Consider the following 22,115-nt stretch of genomic DNA (forward strand, 5'->3'; position numbering starts at 1 on the left):
CCCCGGCGGCCCGGATCCCGGCGGCTCGGGCCCCGGCCCGCGCCGGGGGCGGCTCGGATCCCATCCGGCTCAGATCCCGGACGGCCAGGGGACCGTGGTCCGGACCGGGGCGTCGTAGTCCGTCCCGGGGACGTGCCACCCGTAGAGCCGGCCCACCTGCGCCCGGAACCAGTCGGTGTCCGCGAGCTCGGCCAGCGTGTCGGTGGTCGCGGCGGCCCAGCGCGCGTGGACGGCGGCCTGGACCTCCTCGTCCATCTCCCAGCCGTCCAGGCGGATCCGCTGCTCCTCGTCGAGCTGGAGCGGCGCCGCGCCGGTGAGCTGCTGCCAGAGGGCGGTGGCCTGCTGGGCGGTGCTCCGGAAGCCGTCGCCGAGTTCGGCGCGGAGGAGGCTGGTGTAGAGGGCGATGGACGGGATGGCCGTGGACGCCTGGGTGACGGCCGCGCCGGCGACCACGGTGTGGGCCTGTCCGCCGAGCGGGGCCAGGTCCTGCTGGAGGCGGCGCGCGGTGTCCTCCAGGTGCTGCTTGGCCGCGCCGATGGTGCCGGCCCGGTAGATCGGCGCGGTCAGGTCCGAGCCCACGTAGGTCAGCGCCACCGTGTGGAAGCCGGGGTGGACGAGGCCGCGGTCCGTCAGGGCGTCGACCCAGAGCTTCCAGTCGGCGCCGCCCATGACCTGCACGGTCGCATCGCGCTCGGCGTCGACGGCGGGGTCGAGTTCCAGGGAGCCGACGAGCGGGGTGTCGCCGTCGAACTGCAGGGTCTTGGCGCGGTAGGCGGACCCGAGGGGCTTGATCGCCGAGTGGTGGACCTCGCCGGTGGCCGGGTCGGTGCGGCGGGGCGCGGCCACGCTGTAGACGAGGTGGTCGACCCGGCCGTACCGGGCGGCGAGGTGGTCCAGCGCCTGCTCCTTGGCCGCGTCCGAGAAGGCGTCCGCGTTGAGGAAGGCGAAGTCGCCGTCCGGTCCGGCGAGCTCGGCGGTGCGGGCCGTCCGGTACCAGCCGCCGGAGGCGGTCCGGCGCTCGGTCTCGGGGGCCTCGAAGGCGATGCCGAGCCCGCGCATCCCGTGGGTGCGCAGCGCGGCGACGGTGGCGGCGAGGCCGTAGCCGGCGCTGGAACCGATGATCAGGGCGACCGGCCCCGCCCCGGTGTCCGGGCCGGAGGGCGCGGGGGTCTGCTGCCACAGCTCGTCGACGACGGCGGCGCAGCCCGCGGGGTGCGAGTTGACGTAGAGGAAGCCGCGGTTCCCGGGCTTGATCTGGCGGAGGGTCATCGGTTTCCTTCGTGCTGGCGGGTCGTCGGGCCGACTGGTCCACGAGCCCGCTCCGGGCCGGCCGGACTCCATCCTGGCCGGTCGGTCCGGAGGGGGACGTGGCGATACCCACCAGGCTCCGGCCGGGAATCCTGTAGATGTCGATCTTGTCCGCGCGAGCTCCGCCCGTGCGGGCTCAGGTGCTGCGGTGGCGGTCGAGCTCGTGGAAGAAGCCGCTGATGGGGATCGCGCTGCCGGCGGCGGCGGCCTCCCGGTAGACGAAGGCGCCGACGGCGAGGTCCAGCACGCCCAGGCCGAACGGGGAGAACACCACGGTCCGGTCGGGCGGGGCGGTGAACGCTCCGGTGAGGACGTCGTACAGCGTCGCGTGCAGGAAGTCCCGCGCACCGGTCCGCTGTTCGGCCAGGTGGACGGAGGTGTCGGCCTTCAGGGCGTGGTCCGCGTCGTCGACGACGTTGACGCTCCGCAGGAGCACCTCGGTCCCTAGGTCGCGCAGGGAGATGTGCAGGACGAGGGGGTCGTGGTCGAACCAGCTCGGGTCGACGACGTGCGGCGCGGAGGCCGTGGTGGCGAAGACCAGCAGGTCGCTGGAGCGGATCAGGCTCTGCGGCCCGTCATGGACGCGGACCGGGCGGCGGGTGGGTGCGAGGACCTGCGCGGCGAACGACCCGGCACACCGCGCGTCGAGGTCGAAGACGCCGTACTCCTCGACGTCCCAGCCGAGTTCGGTCAGGTAGTCGTGGACGAACCTGGCGATCAGCCCGGTGCCGAAGAACCCGATCCGGCGGGGGACGGTACGCGAGGCGGCCAGCCGGCGGGCGGCGGAGGCGGCGGACGCGGCGGTGCGCGCGGCGCTGATGATCGACCCTTCCAGGCAGGCGAAGGGGTAGCCCGTCCTCGGATCGTTGAGCAGTAGCAGCGCCGAGGCGCGCGGGATGCCCAGATCGAGGTTGGTCGGGAAGCTGGAGACCCATTTGATCCCGTCGACCCCGTCGACCCCGTCGTCACCACCGAGCGAGGCGGGCAGGGCGATGATCCGCGACGCGGGGCGGTCGGGGAAGCGCAGGAAGTACGAGGGCGGGTTGACGGTCTGCCGCTGCCCGTGCAGCCGGTAGGTGCGCTCCACCAGGTCGATGACGTCCGCCCGCCGTTCGCGCAGGCACTGGTGCACCGCTCGTCCGGGCACCACGGAGAACACCGGGGGGCTGGTCCGGACGCCGCTCATGGCCGGTCACCTCCGTCCTCGGTGGGCTCGCCGAGCCCGTCGAGCCGGTCGAGCCCGTCGGGCCCGTCGGGTGGGGCGAGCCACTCGGGTGGGTCGAGCGCGTCGAGTCCGGCGAGCGCGCCGTAGGTGCGCCGGACCCAGGAGTCGTCGTACACCGTGTCGAGGTAGCGTTCCCCCGTGTCGGCGGAGACCGCCACGGAGGTGCGGGTGCCCGCCGGGTCGTGCCGGGCCAGCCAGCGGGCTGCGCCGCTGACCACCGTCCCGGTGGATCCGCCCAGCAGGAAGCCCTGTCGGGCCAGGCACCTGCACGTGCGCACGGTGTCCTGCTCCGGTACCTGTACGAGGTCGTGGACCGGGGCCGCGTCGAGCAGCGGCATGCGCTCGCCGGCGCCCACCCCCGGCAGGTGACGGGGGCCCGCAGGCATCCCGAAGTTCACCGAACCGACGGTGTCCACGGCGACGACGCGCACGTCGGGGCGGTTCTCCCGGAAGTACCGGGAGCACCCGGTGAGTGTGCCGCCCGTGCCGGTACCGACGAAGAGCACGTGCAGCTCGGGGAACTGCTTGGCGATCAGCGGCGCGGTGGTCTCGTAGTGGGCGATCCAGTTGGCCGGGTTCTCGTACTGGTTGAGCCAGACGTAGCCGGCGTTGCGGCGGCACAGCTCCCGCACGAGCTCCTTGCGCGCCGAGAGGTGGCTTCCGGCGGCGTCCGGCGTCTCCGCCACCACGACCCGGGTGCCCAGTGCGCACATCAGCTTGACGGTGGCCGGGTTGCACTTCGGGTCGGTCACGCAGACGAAGCGCAGTGACCTGGCCGCGGCGACCACGCTCAGGGCCACGCCGAGGTTGCCCGAGGAGGACTCGACGATGGTGGAGTCCCGGGTGATCAGGCCCTGCTGGATGCCCGCGGAGACCATGGACACCGCGGCCCTGATCTTGATGGAGCCGGTGAAGTTGAACCCCTCGCACTTGAGGTACAGCGGGATGCCGAGGGTCCGTCGGAGGTCGATGCAGAGGTCGCCGTCGAACAGCTCGTCCGCCGTGGAGATGATCGTCATGGGTCGCTCGCTTCCCTCGGCCGCGGGGGTCAGCCCCGGCCGATGAAGGGCATGGTGGCGGGCAGCACGGTGAGGTACTGCACGGTGCTGTCCGGGGGCATCGAGGCCATCAGCAGCAGGGCCTCGGTGAACCGCTCGACCGGGACGGTGTCCTCGGCGGCCCTGGTGCCGTCGGCCTGCAGCGCCGGAGGCTGCGGGCTGCCGTCGAACGGGGCGACGTTGCCCACGTCGATCTGCCCGCAGGTGATGCCGTAGGGGCGGCCGTCCAGCGCCAGCGCCCGGGTCAGGCCGAGCAGGGCGTGCTTGGCGGCGGTGTAGGCGACCGAGTGCGGCCGCGGGGTGTACGCGGAGGGGGCGCCGTTGTTGATGATGCGGCCGCCGCCCGGTGTCTGGTCCCGCATCAGCCGGAAGGCCGCGCGGGCGCAGAGGAAGGCCCCGGTGGCGACGGTGTCCATCACCAGGTTCCAGTCGTCGAGCGTCACGTCCGGGGCGGGCCTGCGTACGGTGCGCGCGCCCGCGTTGTTGACCAGCAGGTCCAGCCGCCCGAACCGGTGCCGCACGGCGTCGAAGAGGGCCTCGACCTGCTCCGGGTCCCTGATGTCGGTGGGCGTGCCGAGGATCCGTTCCGGCGGTGCCGAGGAGAGCTGCGCGGTCCCGTCCAGGGCGTCCTTGCGCCGGCCGGCCAGGACGAGCGACCATCCGCTGTCCAGGAGGGCCAGGGCGCTAGCCCGGCCCAGCCCGCTGCCGGCGCCGGTGACCAGCGCGACCTTCCCGTGCGCGGGGGTGGTGGTGGTCATGCCGCCTCCTCGTCGATCCAGAACCGCAGCATCCGGCGGGAGCGCGGGCCCACCTGGTCGGTGAACGGCGAACGTCCGTGCAGCGCCCGGCTGTTGCGGACGACCAGTAGCTCGCCGGCGGCCAGCCGGAGGTCGAACGCGGTCTGCGGCCGGTGCAGGACCTCGTCGAGGAGGTCCAGGGCCTGTCGCTGTGGTGCGGTCAGCGGGCCGCCGTGGCGTTCGGCCGAGGCCCGCACGGTGCGGGGCTGGTAGTGACAGCCCAGGGTCCCGTCCGGCTGGGTGAAGAAGATCGGCGTGACGGAGACCCTCCCGCCGCGGTCGGACCGGTCGAACGTCCAGGGTTCGCACAGGTGGTCCAGAGCCGCGGGCCGCTCCCGCTCAATGGTGTCGTAGACCCGCCGGGCGCTGGCGAGCCTGGTGTTCCCGCCGCCGTGGACGGCGGGCTGCAGGCACAGCAGGACCAGCAGGTCGCAGGCGTCGCAGTGGAAACCGAGCTCCGTGGCGCCGTCACCGTCGCGGTCGCGCAGCACCTGGGCCAGGTCCCCCCGGGTGTTCTGCGGCACGATCCTGCCCCACTCGCGCAGCAGGGCCGACAGGCCGGCGACGATCTCCCGCTCGCCGGTCGGGCCGGGCGCGGCCAGGTTGCGGACGTGCGCGAAGCCGAAGGCCCGGGTGCTGTCCAGCACGAACGCGTGCAGACGCTCCCGCACCCGGTCCGTGGCCCGCCGGCCCCCGGCCGGCGCATCGGCCCACAACAGCCGCCGGTCCTCGTCGGACAGCTCCAGGGACCACTGGTCCCGTCGGGAGTCCAGGTACGCGGCGTCCCAGCTCGCGTCGATCACCGTGTCGTCGGACATGTCCTCAACACTCCTCATCCGGAGGTGACGGGTGACGGTTCCGCAAGCCGTTCGGCGGAGGCCGCAGCAGGTGTGCGGCGACCGGAGGGCCGGGCGGCACCGGAGGGGGCGGGGAGCGCGCCGGGGTCGCCGGCGAGGAAGGCCACCAGCGCCTCCTCCCGTGGCAGGCACCCGGCCAGCTCCCAGGCCAGCATGCGGTGCAGGCCGTCCACGTGGACCAGGGCGCCGCACGCGCGGACGGCGGCGTAGTCGGAGTGCGGCACGGGCCGGGTGCTCAGGTAGACCGGCGTGAGCGGAGACCTCGCCAGGAACGAGAGCTTGGCCGCGCACACCGGATTGGCGCCGTAGACGGCCGCCGGCCGTGCCCGGAGCCGGGCCGCCGTCTGTCCGACCGTCAGACCGGTGGGCGGGACCAGTTCGTAGCCGCCGCCCTCGCCGGTGTGCCAGGGCAGCACCACACCGAGCACGTCGGCCCGGGAGAGCAGGACCGCCTGCCAGCGGCCGAGCAGCCGATCGGCCCGCCGCAGGTTCTCCTCCCCCTCGGGGTTGGTGTTCCCCCGGTGCGCCCGCTGGGCCGGGTGGTCCTGCAGGTAGGCCAGCCGCACCTGCGCGAAGGTGACGGGTGCGAGGATCCTCATGCCGCCGGCCTCCCCACGCCCTCCCCGGGCTCGCGGCCGGGCAGCCCGGGACCGGTGTACTCGGCGAAGTGCCGTTCGGCGAACAGCTCCGGCCACCGGCGGCCGCCCAGCCCCATCTCCCGGGCCCTGGCCAGCATGTGACGCCAGTAGGGCTTCACCGGCCACCACTGCGCCCCGGTCTGGCAGTACGAGGCGTCGACGAAGTAGCGTGGCCTGCCCTGCCCGTTCGAGGTCGGTCTGCGGGCGTGGAACAGCGCGGAGTCGATCAGTACGGTGGAGCCTGCGGGCAGCCGGTCGATGACGACCTCGCCCGGCAGCCGGGCCGTGCCCAGATGGGCGAGTGCGGACTTGTCGACCATCCGGCGCTGGGAGCCGGGCAGTACGACGAGGCTGTCCATGGTCTCGTCGAGACCGCCGAGGTAGTGCAGCGCGTGGACCATCGTCAGCGACGGGTCCGCCCGGGTGTTGGGTTCGCGGTCGTGGTGCCACGGTTTGGCGGGCTGGCGGGCGCCGTGCCGGTCGCTGTGCAGGTGGTGGAAGACGAACGACGGCCCCAGCAGCTCCGCGAGCCGGCTCAGCAGCGCTTGGTGGGTGAGGAGTTCGCCGTGCGCGGGGAGCTCCAGCTCCATGACCGAGGGTGGCCCGTGGCGGGCCGGATCGGTGCAGCAGTCGATGGCCTGGGCCCGGAGTCCGTCGTCCACCCAGTGGTCGACCTCGCGCGTGAGCCGCTCCACCAGGGGAGGCGGCACGAGGCCGGGGATGACGAGGTAGCCGGACCGCGTGAACTGTTGACGTTGCGTGGCAACGGTCCCGCGGTCCTCAAGGAGGGGTTGCATCAGGAACCGCATCTCTTCCGGGCGGCGACGGAGCGTCGCGCGCCGGTTGGAATCCTTGAGCAACCGTCCGGTTCCACGGCGATCGCAGGCCGGGCTGACTCCCGTCCCGGGAAGCGCTGGACCGGAAGGCGCGTCAAGAGGATTGCCCGAAGGGGGCGGCGTGCCGGCCTGGGACCGTGTCCGGGTCGACGGACCCTGGAGTGACACCGGGCCATGAGCGGCCGGCCGTGTGATGGATAGAACGACCGTAGCACGGGCACCATGGATCGTCTACGGACAACGTTCAGCACGCCGTCGGGCCGACGCCCCGTCCACCGCTGTCACGGGACCGGCCGCCGCCCCCGGAACCGCTCGGGCCGCGGCCGGTGGCCGGACTCCCAACTCGCCCTCCGCGCCGGACGCCTGGCGCCGCCGGCCGGGAACGCCGTACGGCCGGTGCGCAGGTGAGGTCCTGCGCACCGGCCGTGGTGCGACCGTGGGGGTGTGCCTCAGCCCGTGATCGGCTTGAGCGCGGCGGTCAGGATCGCCGTCATGCCGGCAGCGCCGTTGTAGGAGCCGACGGTGGCGTCGTTCGCGGCGTTGATGATGTCGTCCCCGGCGACCTGGTTCCCGTCGCCGACGATGATCGTCCCGTAGTTGCCCCCCGTGGCCTGGGCGGCGTCCACGGCGGTGCCGGCCACGCCGCTCGACCCGTTGCCGGAGCCGACGGTGGCGTCGTGGCCGGCGTTGATGATGTCGTAGCCGGCGACCTGGTTGCCGTCGCCGACGATGATGGTCCCGTGGTTGCCGCCGGAGACGACCTCGGCGCTCGCGACGGTCGGCACGGCGGCGAGGCCGGCGGCGGCGAGCAGGGTGAGCATCCGGGTGATGTGACGATGCATGGGGGGTTTCTCCACTTCTGTCCTTAAATATTCCCGTTCGGGCGAAGGTGACAGTAAGCGCAGCCCCCGGGGCGGCGGGCGATGGTCCGCCGCCCGTGGCGTGTCGGCCGGGTCGGTCGCAGCCGGTCGGGTCAATCGCCGGACCCGGGACGCCGGCCCGTTTCGCACGGCGACCGGGGCGTCGGCCCGTGCCGGGCCCGAGCGGTCCTCGTGCAGGGTTCGAGTCCGTTTATCGGACGTCAACCTACAGTTGGTGAGATCGAGACTCCCTGTCAGGACACCGACAAGAAGGAGTGTCCCTCGTGACCTCTCAGCTCAGGCGCGCCACCGGCCGCACGCGGACGCTACCGGCGCTGATGGCGGCGCTGTGCGGGATCATCGGCACCGGCGCGGTCGGTGCGACCCCGGCGGCCGCAGCCGATCAGCGCCACCCGATCTACGCCATCGCGCACCGGGTCGACACCCTGGACGGCGTGGACGCCGCCCTCAACCACGGCGCGAACAGCATCGAGATCGACGTCTGCGCCTGGTGGAACCCGAACGAGTGGCGGGCCTACCACGACTGCTCCTCGGCCGGTGACAACCGGCTGGGCCCCAGCTTCGACAGCATGATCGACCGCATCGTGTCCAACGCCAACGCGGGGCGCCGGCTCGCGCTGGTCTGGCTGGACATCAAGGACCCGAACTACTGCGGCGAGCAGCAGAACCGCGGGTGCAGCGTCGCCGGCCTGCGCGACAAGGCGCAACGGCTGACGGCCGCCGGGATCCAGGTGCTCTACGGCTTCTACGAGTACCACGGCGGCAACACCCCGGACGTCGGCGGCCGGGGCTGGAAGAGCCTGGAGGGCAGGCTCGGCCCCCTGGAGGGCATCACGACCACCGGGAGCCGCGACCAGGTCCGCAACGCCTTCAACCGGTCCGGTTCCGGATTCCCGGCCGGCCACCGGGCGATGGACTACGGCGACAGCGACATCACCAAGGGGTTCGGCAACTGCACCGAGGCCACCTACAACACCTGTGCGGAGCTGAAGAAGGGCGCTGGCGACCGCGCCGCCGGCCAGCTCGCGGCCACGCTGTCCTGGACGACCACCTACAACGACCCGTGGTACGTCGACAAGCTGCTGGGCGACGCGCGCGTGGACGGCATCATCGCGGGCTACGGCGCCTTCACCGGCGTGCGCGAGTACGACAACAGCTGGCAGTGCGCCAACGCCGTCAACCTCGTCCGCGACTGGGTGAACCGCCACAGCGGCACCCACCGCATGGCCACCGGCGGTGACCGGCTGTTCAGGTAGCGGCACCCCGGGCCCGCGGGCGCCGCGCCTGCGGGCCCGGCGGGAGGCGGACTTCCCCGGGCCGGAGCCGCGGGCCTCTGGCACCATGCCCTCATGGACACCGAGACCGTCGTACGCACCCGCCGGGCCCTGCACGCGGTGGCGGAGCTGGTCCTGGCCGGGCCGCAGTACCGGGCCGGCGGCACGATCCGGCTGCGCGCCTGCCCGGGCGGCTTCGCCACCGTCGTCGAGCCGGAGCTGCGGGTGGTCGGCGCGGAGCTGGTCGCGCCCGGGCGGGTGCTGTCCCTCGAACGGACCACCTGCACCGAACTCGGCGCGGCCCTCGGGTTCGAGGTCGGCGCTCCCGCCGGGCTGTACCACGACGGGCCGGGCATCGCACCCGGTGACGCGGTGGCGGTGGACCCCTCCGCCGCCCGCCGGATCGCGGACTGCTTCGCGCTCGGCGACGCCGCGCTCCGCGGGCTCTTCGCGGCCGCGGACCCGGTCATCTGGCCCGAGCACTTCGACATCGGGGTGACCGTCGACGACGTGAACTACGGCATCTCCCCGGGCGACGCCTTCCAGCCGGAGCCGTACGCCTACATCGGCCCGCACACCCCGCCGCGGCAGGACGGGTTCTGGAACGCGCCGTTCGGCGCCGCCCGGACGGTGCGCGAACTCGGCGACGCCGGCGGCCTCATGGCCTTCCTGGACCAGGGCCGCCGGCTGGCCCACGGCGCCTGACGGGCCCACCGCGCCCGGCGGGTTCGGCGGGTTCGGCGCGGGCGCCCCGGGCGCACCGGGCTCACGGCCGGGCGGCCGTGCCGGGGCGTCCGGGGCGGAGGCCGGTGGTGGCGGGCGGGGGTGACCAGGGGTTGGGGCCCTGGCGCAGCCGCCAGGCGGGCGTGGGCAGCCCGTCCTGCTGCCAGTACCAGTGGTCGGGCGCGGGGGAGGCGCCGAGGCCCGGGAGCGGGGCGACGAGGCGCAGGTCGGACGCGTCCGGGGTGTGCGGGTCGGTCGCCCGGGAGCGCCACAGGACCTCGTGCAGGGCGTCGGGGTGGGCGTGGAACACCGTCACGCGGTAGGTGTCGAAGGTCTCCCGCAGCTGCTCGGGGTGGGCGGCGCGGGCCGGGTCCGCGCAGAGGACCTGCGGGGCCCCGAGGGCCAGCGGTGCGCCGACGGCCAGCGGGTGGCGGACCAGCCAGTCGAGGTCGGCGGCGCACCAGAAGACGTCGGCGGGGCCGCGGAGGCCGAGCCGGCGGGCGGCCGCGAGCTCCTCGGGGGCGGGGACGGACGGGCCGCGTCCGGTCGCTGGAGCATGGCGGGCGGGGTGCCACCGCGGACTCCCGCCGTCCTCGTCGCGGACGGCCCCGCCGACCGGGTGCACCGTCAGGACCGGCGGCGTCGCGGGTGCGGCGGCCCCGGTCCCGGCCGGCTCGCCGTCGCCGGTCGTCACCAGCAGGCGGACGCGCCGCAGGCGCCGTCGGGCGAGCTCGTCGGCCGGATCGTGGCGCCGGGGCGCCGGGGTGAGTGTGGTGGCGACGGCGCCGATCCGGGTGCAGGCCAGCAGGGCGACCACGGCTTCGGGCACCAGCGGCAGTTGCAGGGCCACCCGGTCGCCCGGGCCCACGCCGAGCCGGCGCATCGCGGCCGTGGTCCGGTCGACCCGTTCGTCCAGTTCGTGCCGGGTGACGGCCCGTCCGGTGCCGTCGGCGTCGACGGCGTACAGCGCCACCGCGCCGCCAGCGGCGTGGGGGCCGTCCGGGCCGTTCGGGGCGGGTGGCGGTGCCGGGTGGGCGGCGTCGGTGCTCGGGCTGGTGCTGGTCGGCGGCTCGGTCGACGGCATGGCGGGCTCCGATCGGGTGGGGGCGGGCGATCTCGGGCGGGTCGGTCAGACGCCGGTCGGGGCGGACAGTCCCTGCGGGCTCCACCAGGCGGCCCGCGAGGAGCAGTCGCCGACCGCCAGGGGCGCCTCGGCACCCTGGTCGAGCAGGCAGCCCGTACCGTCCTGGGTCCTGATCCGCAGACAGTCGGGGGTGGCGGAGCCGTCCGCCGAGGCGGCGCCCGGCTGCGGCCGGCGGTCGGTGAGCTGCCAGCGCTGGGCCGAGGCCTCGGCGGTGCCCGCGGCGGCCTCGTCCCGGACGGCGACGGTGCCGGTCGGCTCCGCGGTGACCAGCCTGGGCACGGGCGCCCCGCTGGAGAGCAGGGACTGCAGGACCAGGCCGCCGTCCGGCTCGGTCCACGCCAGCCACTCCTCGCCGTTGGCGCCGGTGGGAGCGGTGGCGCCGACCTGCGCACCGTCGGGCACGTCGGTCAGCGGGGCGTTCAGGACGGCCAGGCGCCGGCCGGAGTCGCAGGCGGTCAGCGTGCCCAGGCCCCCGTACGCGGGGGCGTGCGGACCGTCGGGTTCGAACCCCGCGCCGCCCGTCGGCGCGGTGGCCGGATCGCCGAGGCCGCCGGGGAGCACGCCGTCCTCCGCCTCCTCCGACCCGCCGGGGGAGACGTCCGGTACCGCGGCCGCCCGCTTCGCGGCGCCGTGGCCGACGGGTGCGCCGTGGCCGCCGGCGCACCCGCCGGTCAGCAGCACGGCGGCGGCCGCGAAAGCGGCGAGTGGTCGGTGCGTCGGCGGGCCGACGGCGCCTCCCCGCTCGGATCGTTCCGTCGTCGCCCTGTGCAGCGCCATCCGTTGTTCCCCTTCCTACCGTCCCCCGATGGGCGAGGGGCCGACCTGTGCGTGACGGGTGCGGCCGCTCGACGGAGCCCAACCCCCGGACCCCGCCGGTGGTCACGCTAGGACCGGCCGGACGGTGGGGGATGACGGTCGGAACCGAAGGATTCGGCCGGTTGACGGGGTTTCGGCCGGTGGTGCGGTGCCGGGGTGCGGTCCGGCCGGTGGCCGGCCCGGTACCGAAAGGTTTGTGGCCGGGTACCGAGAGTTCTTCCCGATCCGGGCCGGAGCACTCATCGGCACCCCTGAGGATCGAGGGGAGTCACCGGGAAGGGCCACCCACCGCCCGGCGAGATCCGGCAGGGAACAGCAAGAACAGCATGAGGAGTGCGCGTTGAGCAACGAGAGCCTGGCCAACCTGCTCAAGGAGGAGCGGCGTTTCGCCCCGCCGGCAGAGCTCGCCGCCGGCGCCAACGTCACCGCGGCCGCGTACGCGCAGGCCTCCGAGGACCGTCTGGGCTTCTGGGCCGAGCAGGCCCGCCGCCTCAGCTGGGCCGTCGAGCCCACCGAGACGCTGGACTGGTCGAACCCGCCGTTCGCGAAGTGGTTCGCCGACGGCCGCCTGAACGTCGCCTACAACTGCGTCGACCGCCACGTCGAGGCCGGCCTGGGCGACCGGGTCGCCATCCACTTCGAGGGCGAGCCCGGCGACGGCCGCTCGATCACCTACGCCCAGCTCAAGGACGAGGTCTCCCGCGCCGCCAACGCCCTGCTCGAACTCGGCGTCACCAAGGGCGACCGGGTCGCGATCTACCTCCCGATGATCCCCGAGGCCGTGGTGGCGATGCTCGCCTGCGCCCGGATCGGCGCCACCCACTCCGTGGTCTTCGGCGGCTTCTCCGCCGACGCGGTGGCCTCCCGGATCCAGGACGCCCGCGCCAGGCTGGTCATCACCGCCGACGGCGGCTACCGCCGCGGCAAGCCCTCCGCCCTCAAGCCCGCCATCGACGAGGCCCTGACCAAGGTCGACGGCGTCGAGCACGTCCTGGTGGTGCGCCGCACCGGCCAGGACACCCCGTTCACCGAGGGCCGCGACGTGTGGTGGCACGAGATCACCGAGCGTCAGAGCGCCGAGCACACCCCGCAGCCGCACGAGGCCGAGCACCCGCTGTTCATCCTCTACACCTCCGGCACCACCGGCAAGCCCAAGGGCATCCTGCACACCTCCGGCGGCTACCTGACCCAGGCCGCCTACACCCACCACGCGGTCTTCGACCTCAAGCCCGCCACCGACGTGTACTGGTGCACCGCCGACATCGGCTGGGTGACCGGCCACTCCTACATCGTCTACGGGCCGCTGGCCAACGGCGCCACCCAGGTCATCTACGAGGGCACCCCGGACACCCCGCACCAGGGCCGGTTCTGGGAGATCGTCCAGAAGTACGGGGTGACGATCCTCTACACCGCGCCGACCGCGATCCGCACGTTCATGAAGTGGGGCGACGACATCCCCGCGAAGTTCGACCTGTCCTCGCTGCGGGTGCTGGGCAGTGTCGGCGAGCCGATCAACCCCGAGGCGTGGGTCTGGTACCGCGAGCACATCGGCGCCGGCCGGGCCCCGATCGTCGACACCTGGTGGCAGACCGAGACCGGCGCGATCATGATCAGCCCGCTGCCGGGCGTCACCGAGACCAAGCCCGGCTCCGCCCAGCGCGCGCTGCCCGGCATCGCCGCCACCGTCGTCGACGACGAGGCCCGCGAGGTCCCCAACGGCTCCGGCGGCTACCTCGTCCTCACCGAGCCCTGGCCCTCCATGCTCCGCACCATCTGGGGCGACGACCAGCGCTACATCGACACCTACTGGTCCCGCTTCCAGGGCCGCTACTTCGCCGGTGACGGTGCGAAGAAGGACGAGGACGGCGACATCTGGCTGCTCGGCCGGGTCGACGACGTCATGCTCGTCTCCGGCCACAACATCTCCACCACCGAGGTCGAGTCCGCCCTGGTCGGCCACCCGGCGGTGGCCGAGTCCGCCGTGGTCGGCGCCACCGACGCCACCACCGGCCAGGCCATCGTCGCGTTCGTCATCCTGCGCGGCACCGCCACCGAGACCCCCGAACTCGTCGAGGAGCTCCGCGCCCACGTCGGCAGGACCCTGGGCCCGATCGCCAAGCCCAAGCAGATCAAGGTCGTCGGCGAGCTCCCCAAGACCCGCTCCGGCAAGATCATGCGCCGCCTGCTCCGCGACATCGCCGAGGGCCGCGAGATCGGCGACACCACCACCCTCGCCGACAGCACCGTGATGAGCCTGATCCAGTCCCAGCTCCCGCCCACCGGCAGCCAGGGCTGAGCCCGGCCGCCCGACGGCGGTGCCCCGGGTGGTGATCATTGCTCGGGGCACGGACGACTTATCAGGCAGTTACACGAGCGCGTCAGGATGCAGGTCCGGTCGGATCCGGCGGGTCGTCGACGACCCGCCGGGCCCGAGCGGTCAGCCGGCCACCGGCCGGTCCGGACCACCGACCAGCACCCTTGAGCACCGATGCCTGATCTCTCCGCCGTGACGTCCGCCCCCGCCACGACCCACTCCCGTCCCCGTGCCGCCGGCCCGGTCGCCACCAGACCGCGCCGCCGGTCCGACGACCCCCTGCTGATCGGCCGGGAGCGTGAACTCGACGAGCTGGACGAGCTGTTGCGGCAGGACGCGGCGAACGGGACGTTCGTCCTGATCCAGGGCGAGTTCGGCACCGGCCGGACCGCGCTGCTCCGCGAGGCGCTCGGGTGGGCCCGGAGCGACGGCGACACCGTTCTGTCGGCCTGGGCGGACCTCTCCGAGCAGGGGGTGGAACTCGGCGTCGCCCGCCAGCTCTTCGAGCCGGCCCTGGGCGCCGCCGGCGTCACCGGCGCCCCGCTCGCCGGACCGGCGGGGCTCGCCGCCGAACTCCTCCGGCCCGACGGCCCCGCGGCCCCGTCCACGCCCGCCGACGACCCGACCGCCGCCACGCCGACCGGGCTGTACCGGCTGACCGCGCACCTCGCCGCCCGCGGCCGCCTCGTCATCGGCATCGACGACCTGCAGTGGACGGACCGGGCCTCCCTGCTCTGGCTCCAGCGCCTGCTCCGCCGGGCCGACGAGCTGCCGGTGGTCGTCGTCGCCACCGTCGGCCCCGCACCCGCGACGGCCGACCCGGACGTCCTCGGCCGGCTGGTCCCGCTCTTCCGGCACAGGGTCGCGCTGACCGCCCTCGACGACGAGTCCGTCGCCGCCACCACCGCGGCGCTCCTCGGCCGGCCCGGCGACGACCGCTTCCGCGAGGCCGTCCGGACCACGACGGGCGGCAACCCGTTCCTGCTGCACACCCTGCTGCGCACGATCAAGGCGGCCGGGTACGGACCCGACCCGGAGACCGCGGCCCGGCTCACCCGGTTCGTCCCCGCCGACGCCGGCCGGGCCCTGCACCCGCTCGTCACGACGGCGGGGCCGCACACCCGGGACGTCGCCCAGGCCGTCGCCGTGCTCGGGGGCACCCCGGCGCTCGACGTGGTCGCCGCCGCCACCGGCCTGCCGGAGCCGGCCGTCCTGGACGCCGTGCACGCACTGGAGCGGACCGGCCTGATGCGCCGGACCGGGCACGCCGCCGCCCTCGCCTGCCCGATGATCGGGATCGCGCTCGCCGACGACGTCCTGCCCAGCATCCGGCAGGAGGTGCACGTCCGCGCCGCCGAGCTGCTGCTCGCCCAGGGCGCGCCCGCGGAGCAGACCGCCGTCCACGCCGTCCACGCGTCGCTGGGCCTGCCCTGGGTGCCCGAGGTGTTGGAGCGCGCGGCCGCGGAGGCGCTGCGCACGGGCGCCGCCGACCGCGCGGCCGAGCTGCTGCGCCGCGCGCTGCGCGAGCCGCTGGAGGACGAGCTCCGCGCCACCCTGGTGATCCGGCTGGGGGAGGCGGGCCTCGCCTTCGACGTGCCGGAGGCGGTCCGCAACCTCTGGCTGGGGCTGGACCTGTCCCGCGACCCCGTCGAACGGGCCGCCGCGGCGCGCCGCCTGGCCGGTGCACTGTTCGCCGTGGACCGCTACCCGGACGGACTGGCCGTGCTCGAACGCACCGCCGCCTCGCTGCGCGGGACCGACGCCGCCCTCGCCCTGCGGCTGGAGGTCGACCACGTCTACGCGGGCCTGCACGAGGTCGAGTCGGCACCCGCCGTGCTGCCCCGGCTGCTGGACCTGCGGATCGAGGACGCCGCCGGCACCTCGGCCGAGCGGCCGCTGGCGGCGCTGCTGGGCCTGCGCGCGATCGTGCGCGGCGAGTCGCCGGCCGGGGCCGTGGCCCTGGTGCGGCAGGCGCTCACACACGGGATGAACCCGGCGGACGACGAGTCCTTCGTCTACTCCGGCGCCGTGCTCCTCCTCGGCGCCACCGGGGAGACCGAGCTGGCCCTCGACTACGCCGATGCTGCCGTGGAACAGGCCCGCACCCGCGGCTCCGCCTTCACCCTCGCGCACAGCCGCATCATCCGGGCGTCCGTCTACGGCCAGCTCGGCCGGGTGCCGGACTGTCAGGCCGAGGCGGAGGCAGCCCTGGCGGCGCTCGCGGAGATCGGCGTCGACCCGCGCCACAGCCACAGCGTCCTGGCGGCGGCCACGCTCACCGAGGCGCTCGTCCTGCAGGGCCGGCTCGACGAGGCAGAGGCGGTCCTGGAGCGGGCGGGCCTCACCGGAGACCTGAACGGGCACTGGATCAACGACCACGTCCACCTGGTCCGCGGCCGGCTGCGGGCGGCCCGGGGACGGCCGGCCGAGGCGCTCACCGACTTCCGTGAGTGCGGCCGGCGGACCGGGGCCCGGGGCATGCGCTGCCCGTGGATCTACCCCTGGCGCTCCGAGGCCGCCCTGGCCCTGGCGGCACTCGGCGAGCCCGAGCAGGCCCGCACCCTGGCCGCGGAGGAGCTGGAGCTCGCCGGGCGGTGGGGCGTGCCCGAGGCCGTCGGCGCCGCCCGGCGCGCGCTCGCCCTCGCCACCGGCGGGCCGGAGGGGCTGGAGCTGCTGCGCGAAGCCGTCCGGACGCTGGCCGGCACACCGGGCCGGTCCCGGCACGCCCAGGCCCTGGGCGACCTCGGGGCCCGGCTGCGCCGCGCCGGACGGGTGGCGGAGGCCCGCGCGTGCCTTCAGCAGGCCGTCACCGCGGCCCACCGCTGCGGGGCCGTGCTGGTGGCCGATCGCGCCCTCGACGAACTGCGCGCGGCCGGCGACCGTCCCCGCACCCGGTCCTTCCACGGGCCGGCGGCCCTCACCCCGACCGAGCACCGGGTGGCGGGGCTGGCGGCCCGGGGCATGACCAACCGGGAGATCGCCCAGCACCTCTTCGTCGGCCTGCGCACGGTGGAGGTCCACCTGACCCACGTCTACGGCAAGCTCCGCATCGACGGCCGCCCCGGCCTGGCCGAGGCGCTCACGCCCTCGGAGGCGCCGTAGAGGCGTGTCCGACGGCTCCCGCCGGGCGCTAACCGTCAGACACGCCCCAGCAGGTCGAGCGCCGCGGTCTCGGTGTCCTGCCGGTGCAGCCGCCGACTGGCCGTCACGGCCTGCTCGGCCCGCTCCGCCGCCTCGGCCGGCCGGCCCGCCTCCAGGTGGCAGTTGGCGAGGTGGACCAGGGCCATCGGCTCGAACACCAGGAAGCCGTGGGCGTCGGCCAGCGCCAGCCCCTGCTCGTGCAGCGCGACGGCGCGCTCGGTGTCGCCGAGGACGCGCGCCGCACGCCCGGCCGAGTGCAGCGCGTAGACCTCGCCGAACGGATCGTCGAGCGCGCGGAAGAGGGTGAGGCTCTGCTCGGCCGCACGGTCGGCCGCCTGCGCCTCGCCGCGGGCCAGGTGCCAGACGACGCTGGTGGCCAGGGCGTTGGCCTTGGTCCAGCTGCTGTCGCAGTCGTCGGCCAGGCGGACCGTCTCCTCGTGCAGGACGAGGGCGTCCTCGGTGCGCCGGTCCAGGTGGGCGATCATGGCGCAGACGTTGACCACCTCGCCCAGCACGGGCAGGTCCCGGCAGGCCCGGGCCCGATCGGCCGCCCGCGCGGCGATCGGCCCGGCCTCGTCCCACCGGCCCAGCTGCATGAGCCCCCCGCCGAGCATGTAGCCGGCCCGTCCCTCGGCGCGGGCGTCGCCCCGGTCGGCGGCCTGCTGCATCGTGCGCCGGCAGACGTCGATGAGCGCGCGCCACCGGAAGCCGGCCTCCAGGTGCGGGTCTAGGGCGAGCAGCAGGTCGGCGACGACGCGGTGGGCCCCGGCGATGCCGAGCGCCTGCTCGGCCAGTGCCAGGAGGTTCCCGCCCTCCTCGTCCAGCCAGCGGCGCGCGCCCGCGCGGTCGGGCAGCGTCAGCCCGGCCACCGCCACCGGCCCGATCGCGTCGGCGATGGCGTGGGCGGGGCGCACGGTGCGGTACGCGTTGGCCGCGGTGGCGACCGCCTGGTCGACCATCCGGAGGATCAGGCCGGCCCGCTCCTGCGGGGAGTCGAGCTGCTCGGCCCGCGCCTGGGCGAACAGGCGCAGCAGGTCGTGGTACCGGTAGCGGTCGGGGGCCGGGGACTCCAGCAGACCGGCGTGGACGAGGTCCTCCAGGACGTCCAGGGCGGCGTGCTCGGCCAGCTCCAGGGCCGCGGCGGCGGCCGGCAGGGACAGGTCGGCGGTCTGCGGGACGGCCAGCAGCCGGAAGGCGTGTGCGGCGCGTGGCGTCAGCTGGTCGTAGCTGAGCTGGAAGCAGGCCTCGACGGCGAGGTCGTGCAGGCTGAGCTCCGCCAGCCGCTGCCGCCGGTCGGCCAGTCGGGCGCCGATGGCGGCGAGCGACCAGTCCGGGCGCAGGGCGCTGCGGGCGGCCACGATCCGGATGGCCAGCGGGAGGTGGCAGCAGGCCGCGAGCAGCTCGCGGGCGGCGTCCGGCTCCTCGGCGACCCGCCGGCGGCCGGCGATCCGGGAGAACAGTTCGAGCGACTCGCCCGGCTCCAGGACGTCCAGGTCCACGTGCCGGGTGGGGGCGAGGCCGAGCAGGCTCGACCGGCTGGTGACGAGGACGGCGCCGTGCTCGGAGCCGGGCAGCAGCGGGCGCAGCTGGTCGAGGTCGCGGGCGTCGTCCAGCACGACCAGGACGCGGCGCTCGGCGAGCAGCGAGCGGAACAGCGCCGACCGCTCCGCGAGCTGGTCGGGGACGGCGCTCTCGGGCACGCCCAGCGACCGCAGGAAGCGGACCAGGACCGCGCCGGGCTCCATCGGGTCGGGGCGGCCGCCGCGCAGGTTGACGTAGAGCTGCCCGTCGGGGAAGCGGTGGCGGACCCGGCGGGCGAGGTGGACGGCCAGCGCGGTCTTGCCGACGCCGCCCATGCCGGCGACGGCGACGATGGTGGGGGCGAAGGCGGGTGGCTGCTCGATCAGCTCCGCCAGGGACCGGACCAGCTCCTGGCGGCCGGTGAACTCGGAAGCGTCCGCCGGTAGTTGCTCGGGGCGCGGGCGTTCCGTCCGCTGCCCGGCGGCCGCCGGCGCGGCGAGCCCGGGGTCGCCCCGTCGGATCCGCTCGTGCAGTTCGCGCAGCGCCAGGGTCGGCTCGACGCCCAGCGCGGTGTCCAGGGCGCGGCAGGTGGCGGCGAACGCCGCCCGCGCCTCGGCCTGCCGTCCGCTGCGGTACAGCGCCGTCATCAGCAGCGCCGCCAGCCCTTCGTGCAGCGGGAACTCCTCCACCAGGGCGGCGAGTTCGTCCACCTGCTCGGCGTGGCGGCCGAGCTCCAGGCCGAGTTCGAGGCGCTCGTGCAGGACGGCGAGGCGGAGCTGGGCGAGCCGTTCCCGCTGCCGCTCGGCGTGGCCCCCGGGGGCGTCCGCCAGCGGCGCACCCGTCGTCAGCTCCAGTGCCCGGTGCAGCCGCGCGGCCGCCCCGGCGGGGTCGCCCTCGGCCCGGAGCCGGGCGGCATCCTGCGTCAGCTGTTGGAAGACCGCGAGGTCCGTCCCGTCGGGCGCCAGCCGCAGGGCGTAGCCGCCGCCCACCGAGACCAGCACCTGCGGCGCGGTGCGGTCCTCCTCCAGGGCGGCGCGCAGCCCGGAGACGTGGTTGCGGATCGCGGCGACGGCGTGGTTCGGCGGCTCCTCGCCCCAGAGGCCGTCGATCAGCTCCTCGGTGGTGACCGCCCGGCCGTCGGCTCCCGCCAGCATGGCCAGCACCGCACGCCGCTGGGCCGGGCCGAGCGGGAGCTCGGCGTCGTCGCGCCACGCCCGCACGGGCCCGAGCAGGGATATCCGAATGCCGGTCACGTGTCTTCCGTCCGCTCGTTCCTGGTCCTGAAGGTCCTCCGCGCATCCGCGGCGCCGCCGCCGTCGTGGATCCGCCCGCCACGGCTCGGCGGCCGGGGGGTGAGACGGGCCAACCTATCGCTCTTCAGTGCGGTATCCGTGCCCCGGCGGCGGGGCGGCGTGTCCCACAGGCATGGGACAATCCCACCCGAGCCGCCGGAATCGGGTGGATCCGGGCGGCGGCGGTGACACGCCACGGCGGCGCGGATCGGGGCGGACGGCGCCGGACGCGGGCCGACCGGAGGTGGTGCGGGCGAAGGGGAGGGCGGGGGACATGGCCGGGCTGCGGATCTGCGTGCTGGGGCCGGTGCGGGTCCGGTGCGGCGGCCGGGACGTCCCGGCCGGGTCCGGGCAGCGACAGGCGGTGCTGGCGGCGCTGGCACTGCGCGCCGGGCACGTCGTGACGGCCGACGCACTGGCCGGCCTGGTCTGGGGGGAGAGCGCACCGGCCTCCGTCGGCGCGGTGGTGCGCAACCACATCTCGAAGCTGCGGGCCGCCGTCGGCGCCGCAGGGGGTGATGCGGCGGCCGTCCTGGTGTCCCGGGGCGGCGGGTACGCCCTGGACCTCGCGGACGGCGGGCTGGACGCCGCCGAGTTCGACCGGCTGGCGGACGCGGCCCGGCGCCACCGGGAGCGCGACGAGCCGGCGGAGGCCGTCCTGCGGTACCGCGAGGCACTCGCGCTGTGGACGGGAACCGCGCTCTCCGGCGTGCCGGGCCCCGACGCCGACCGGCAGCGAGAGCGGCTCGCCGAGCGGCGACTGACCGTTCTCGACGACTGCCTGGAGCTCGAACTCGGCCTCGGCGAGCACGCGCGACTGGTCGAGGAGCTGACCGCGCTGGCCGCCGAACATCCGCTGCGCGAAGGCCTGCGGGGGCTGCTGATGACCGCCCTCTACCGTGCCGGCCGGCAGGCGGAGGCGCTGGAGGTGTTCGCCGACGCCCGCCGGGTGCTGGCGGCGGAGGTCGGCGTCGAGCCCGGTCCGGAGCTGCGGGGGCTGCAGCGGCGGATCCTCCGCGCCGATCCCGGGCTCGCGCCGCGCGCGCCCGCCAGGCCGTCCGCGAGCGCTTCCGCGGTCCCCTCCGCGCCCGTTGCCGCACCGGCCGTCCCGGCCCAACTTCCCCCCGACGTAGGTGACTTCACCGGACGTGCGGCCGAAGTCGAGCTGATCGCGAACGCGCTGGCGGGCGACGCCGGGCGGCCGGGCGCGGCGGGCGCGGTGGTCCTGGCGGACGCGGCGGTCGTGACGGTCTCGGGTGCGGTGGGCGTCGGCAAGACCACCCTGGCGGTCCGCGTCGCCCGGACCGTCCGGGGCGCCTTCGTCGACGGCCAGCTCTACGCCGACCTGAACGGCACCCGGGACGAACCCGCCGAGCCGGGCTCCGTCCTGGCCGGCTTCCTCCGCGCCCTCGGCGAACCCGCCGAGGGGATGCCGGACGGGACGGCGGAGCGTGCGCAGCGCTACCGGACCCTGCTGGCCGGCCGGCGCGTCCTGGTCGTGCTCGACGGCGCCCGGGACGAGGAGCAGCTGCGCCACCTCCTGCCCGGCGGGTCGGCCGCCGCGGTGCTCGTCACCGCCCGCTCGGGCCTGACCGGGCTCGCCCCGTCGCTCGCCGTGCGCCTCGGCCGCCTGACACCGGGGGAGTCGGTGGAGTTCCTGTCCGCCGTGGCCGGTCGTTCCCGCATCGCCGCCGAGCCGGCGGCGGCCGACGCCATCGCGGCGGCCTGCGGGCGACTCCCGCTCGCCCTGCGGGTCGCGGCCACCAAGCTCGCGGCCCGGCCCGCCTGGAGCGTCGCCGCCTTCGCCGACCGGCTGCGGGACGAGCACCGCCGGCTCGGCGAACTGCGGGTCGGCGGACTCGCCGTCGAGACCGAGCTCCGCCGCAGCCACCGGCTGCTGCCGGCCGACCTCGCCGCCGCCCTCCCACGGCTCGCCGCCCTCCCGGTCTGCTCCGCACCGGAGGCCGCCGCCGCACTGGGGGTGCCGGAGCCCGCGGCCGGCGTGCTCCTCGAACGGCTCACCGCCGCGGGGATGGTCGACGCCCCGGTCCGCGGCCGCTACGCCTTCCACGACCTGGTCCGGCTGTTCGCCCTGCAGCCGCGGGAGCCGGACCCGTCGCAGCGGGTCTGAAGTTGGACCGTGCCGCTACTGCTCCGGCCGAGCGGACTGGGCGACCCCTTCCGGGACACGGCTCGCCGCCGCGACGGTTCGGATGCGTCCGACTGCTACAACGGCCTGGGACCGGATCCGTGACGGCTCGGCAAGGTGCGGTTGCGGCTCGGAACTCCC

At 75.4% G+C, this 22,115-nt stretch carries 16 protein-coding genes; 5 read left to right on the forward strand and 11 right to left on the reverse strand.

Annotation, left to right across the window (positions count from 1 at the left end; translation table 11 throughout):
- Positions 1-69 precede the first annotated feature (69 nt).
- From fabV to RMN57_RS32845, 8 genes are all read right to left on the reverse strand, one after another.
- On the reverse strand, positions 70-1,269 hold the full coding sequence (gene fabV, locus RMN57_RS32810) for an enoyl-[acyl-carrier-protein] reductase FabV (protein ID WP_313766922.1): 1,200 nt from the start codon (positions 1,267-1,269) through the stop codon (positions 70-72).
- 175 nt (positions 1,270-1,444) lie between these two features.
- On the reverse strand, positions 1,445-2,494 hold the full coding sequence (sbnB, locus tag RMN57_RS32815) for a 2,3-diaminopropionate biosynthesis protein SbnB (protein ID WP_313766923.1): 1,050 nt from the start codon (positions 2,492-2,494) through the stop codon (positions 1,445-1,447).
- Positions 2,491-3,552 carry a 2,3-diaminopropionate biosynthesis protein SbnA gene (sbnA, locus tag RMN57_RS32820; RefSeq protein WP_313766924.1) on the reverse strand — a complete coding sequence of 354 codons (1,062 nt, stop codon included), beginning with the start codon at positions 3,550-3,552 and terminating at the stop codon, positions 2,491-2,493. The genes sbnB and sbnA overlap by 4 nt, the downstream gene beginning before the upstream one ends.
- Positions 3,553-3,581: 29 nt before the next feature.
- On the reverse strand, positions 3,582-4,349 hold the full coding sequence (locus RMN57_RS32825) for an SDR family oxidoreductase (RefSeq protein WP_313766925.1): 768 nt from the start codon (positions 4,347-4,349) through the stop codon (positions 3,582-3,584).
- Positions 4,346-5,206, reverse strand: a complete 861-nt coding sequence (locus tag RMN57_RS32830; protein ID WP_313766926.1) for a TauD/TfdA family dioxygenase — start codon at positions 5,204-5,206, stop codon at positions 4,346-4,348. The genes RMN57_RS32825 and RMN57_RS32830 overlap by 4 nt, the downstream gene beginning before the upstream one ends.
- Positions 5,207-5,220: 14 nt before the next feature.
- Positions 5,221-5,844: a DUF6309 family protein gene (locus tag RMN57_RS32835; protein WP_313766927.1), complete on the reverse strand. Its 624-nt coding sequence runs from the start codon at positions 5,842-5,844 to the stop codon at positions 5,221-5,223.
- Positions 5,841-6,692: a phytanoyl-CoA dioxygenase family protein gene (locus RMN57_RS32840; RefSeq protein WP_380236584.1), complete on the reverse strand. Its 852-nt coding sequence runs from the start codon at positions 6,690-6,692 to the stop codon at positions 5,841-5,843. Before RMN57_RS32840 ends, RMN57_RS32835 begins: the two co-directional genes overlap by 4 nt.
- Positions 6,693-7,168: 476 nt before the next feature.
- On the reverse strand, positions 7,169-7,561 hold the full coding sequence (locus tag RMN57_RS32845) for a hypothetical protein (RefSeq protein WP_313766929.1): 393 nt from the start codon (positions 7,559-7,561) through the stop codon (positions 7,169-7,171).
- Positions 7,562-7,863: 302 nt separating this feature from the next.
- Here RMN57_RS32845 and RMN57_RS32850 point away from each other — a divergent pair, with 302 nt between their 5' ends.
- Complete coding sequence (locus RMN57_RS32850) at positions 7,864-8,856, forward strand: phospholipase (protein WP_313766930.1); 993 nt, start codon at positions 7,864-7,866, stop codon at positions 8,854-8,856.
- 93 nt (positions 8,857-8,949) lie between these two features.
- Complete coding sequence (locus RMN57_RS32855) at positions 8,950-9,579, forward strand: hypothetical protein (protein ID WP_313766931.1); 630 nt, start codon at positions 8,950-8,952, stop codon at positions 9,577-9,579.
- 61 nt (positions 9,580-9,640) lie between these two features.
- On the opposite strand, the gene RMN57_RS32860 is transcribed toward RMN57_RS32855, so the two are convergent.
- Complete coding sequence (locus RMN57_RS32860; protein WP_313766932.1) at positions 9,641-10,681, reverse strand: AMP-binding protein; 1,041 nt, start codon at positions 10,679-10,681, stop codon at positions 9,641-9,643.
- 45 nt (positions 10,682-10,726) lie between these two features.
- Positions 10,727-11,518, reverse strand: coding sequence for a hypothetical protein (locus RMN57_RS32865; protein WP_313766933.1), 792 nt, complete (start codon positions 11,516-11,518; stop codon positions 10,727-10,729).
- A gap of 379 nt (positions 11,519-11,897) precedes the next feature.
- On the opposite strand from RMN57_RS32865, the gene acs reads away from it, so the two are divergent.
- Both acs and RMN57_RS32875 read left to right on the forward strand, forming a co-directional pair.
- Positions 11,898-13,853, forward strand: a complete 1,956-nt coding sequence (gene acs, locus RMN57_RS32870) for an acetate--CoA ligase (RefSeq protein WP_313764490.1) — start codon at positions 11,898-11,900, stop codon at positions 13,851-13,853.
- Between the two features lie 192 nt (positions 13,854-14,045).
- Complete coding sequence (locus tag RMN57_RS32875) at positions 14,046-16,973, forward strand: AAA family ATPase (RefSeq protein WP_313766934.1); 2,928 nt, start codon at positions 14,046-14,048, stop codon at positions 16,971-16,973.
- A gap of 35 nt (positions 16,974-17,008) precedes the next feature.
- On the opposite strand, the gene RMN57_RS32880 is transcribed toward RMN57_RS32875, so the two are convergent.
- Entirely contained in the window at positions 17,009-19,786 is a 2,778-nt protein-coding gene (locus tag RMN57_RS32880; RefSeq protein WP_313766935.1) for a BTAD domain-containing putative transcriptional regulator, read from the reverse strand.
- A 313-nt stretch (positions 19,787-20,099) separates the two neighbouring features.
- On the opposite strand from RMN57_RS32880, the gene RMN57_RS32885 reads away from it, so the two are divergent.
- Positions 20,100-21,956 (forward strand): BTAD domain-containing putative transcriptional regulator, encoded by a 1,857-nt coding sequence (locus RMN57_RS32885; RefSeq protein ID WP_313766936.1) that lies wholly within the window; start codon positions 20,100-20,102, stop codon positions 21,954-21,956.
- Positions 21,957-22,115 lie beyond the last annotated feature (159 nt).

The organism is Kitasatospora sp. CM 4170, assembly GCF_032110285.1.
GTDB lineage: Bacteria > Actinomycetota > Actinomycetes > Streptomycetales > Streptomycetaceae > Kitasatospora > Kitasatospora aburaviensis.

Coding starts and splice junctions, on each gene's coding strand:
- sbnA (WP_313766924.1), bottom strand. CDS start 3,552: ATGACGATCATCTCCACGGCGGACGAGCTGTTCGACGGCGACCTCTGC.
- RMN57_RS32855 (WP_313766931.1), top strand. CDS start 8,950: ATGGACACCGAGACCGTCGTACGCACCCGCCGGGCCCTGCACGCGGTG.
- RMN57_RS32825 (WP_313766925.1), bottom strand. CDS start 4,349: ATGACCACCACCACCCCCGCGCACGGGAAGGTCGCGCTGGTCACCGGC.
- fabV (WP_313766922.1), bottom strand. CDS start 1,269: ATGACCCTCCGCCAGATCAAGCCCGGGAACCGCGGCTTCCTCTACGTC.
- RMN57_RS32840 (WP_380236584.1), bottom strand. CDS start 6,692: ATGCGGTTCCTGATGCAACCCCTCCTTGAGGACCGCGGGACCGTTGCC.
- RMN57_RS32860 (WP_313766932.1), bottom strand. CDS start 10,681: ATGCCGTCGACCGAGCCGCCGACCAGCACCAGCCCGAGCACCGACGCC.
- RMN57_RS32875 (WP_313766934.1), top strand. CDS start 14,046: ATGCCTGATCTCTCCGCCGTGACGTCCGCCCCCGCCACGACCCACTCC.
- sbnB (WP_313766923.1), bottom strand. CDS start 2,494: ATGAGCGGCGTCCGGACCAGCCCCCCGGTGTTCTCCGTGGTGCCCGGA.
- RMN57_RS32835 (WP_313766927.1), bottom strand. CDS start 5,844: ATGAGGATCCTCGCACCCGTCACCTTCGCGCAGGTGCGGCTGGCCTAC.
- RMN57_RS32885 (WP_313766936.1), top strand. CDS start 20,100: ATGGCCGGGCTGCGGATCTGCGTGCTGGGGCCGGTGCGGGTCCGGTGC.
- RMN57_RS32865 (WP_313766933.1), bottom strand. CDS start 11,518: ATGGCGCTGCACAGGGCGACGACGGAACGATCCGAGCGGGGAGGCGCC.
- RMN57_RS32830 (WP_313766926.1), bottom strand. CDS start 5,206: ATGTCCGACGACACGGTGATCGACGCGAGCTGGGACGCCGCGTACCTG.
- RMN57_RS32845 (WP_313766929.1), bottom strand. CDS start 7,561: ATGCATCGTCACATCACCCGGATGCTCACCCTGCTCGCCGCCGCCGGC.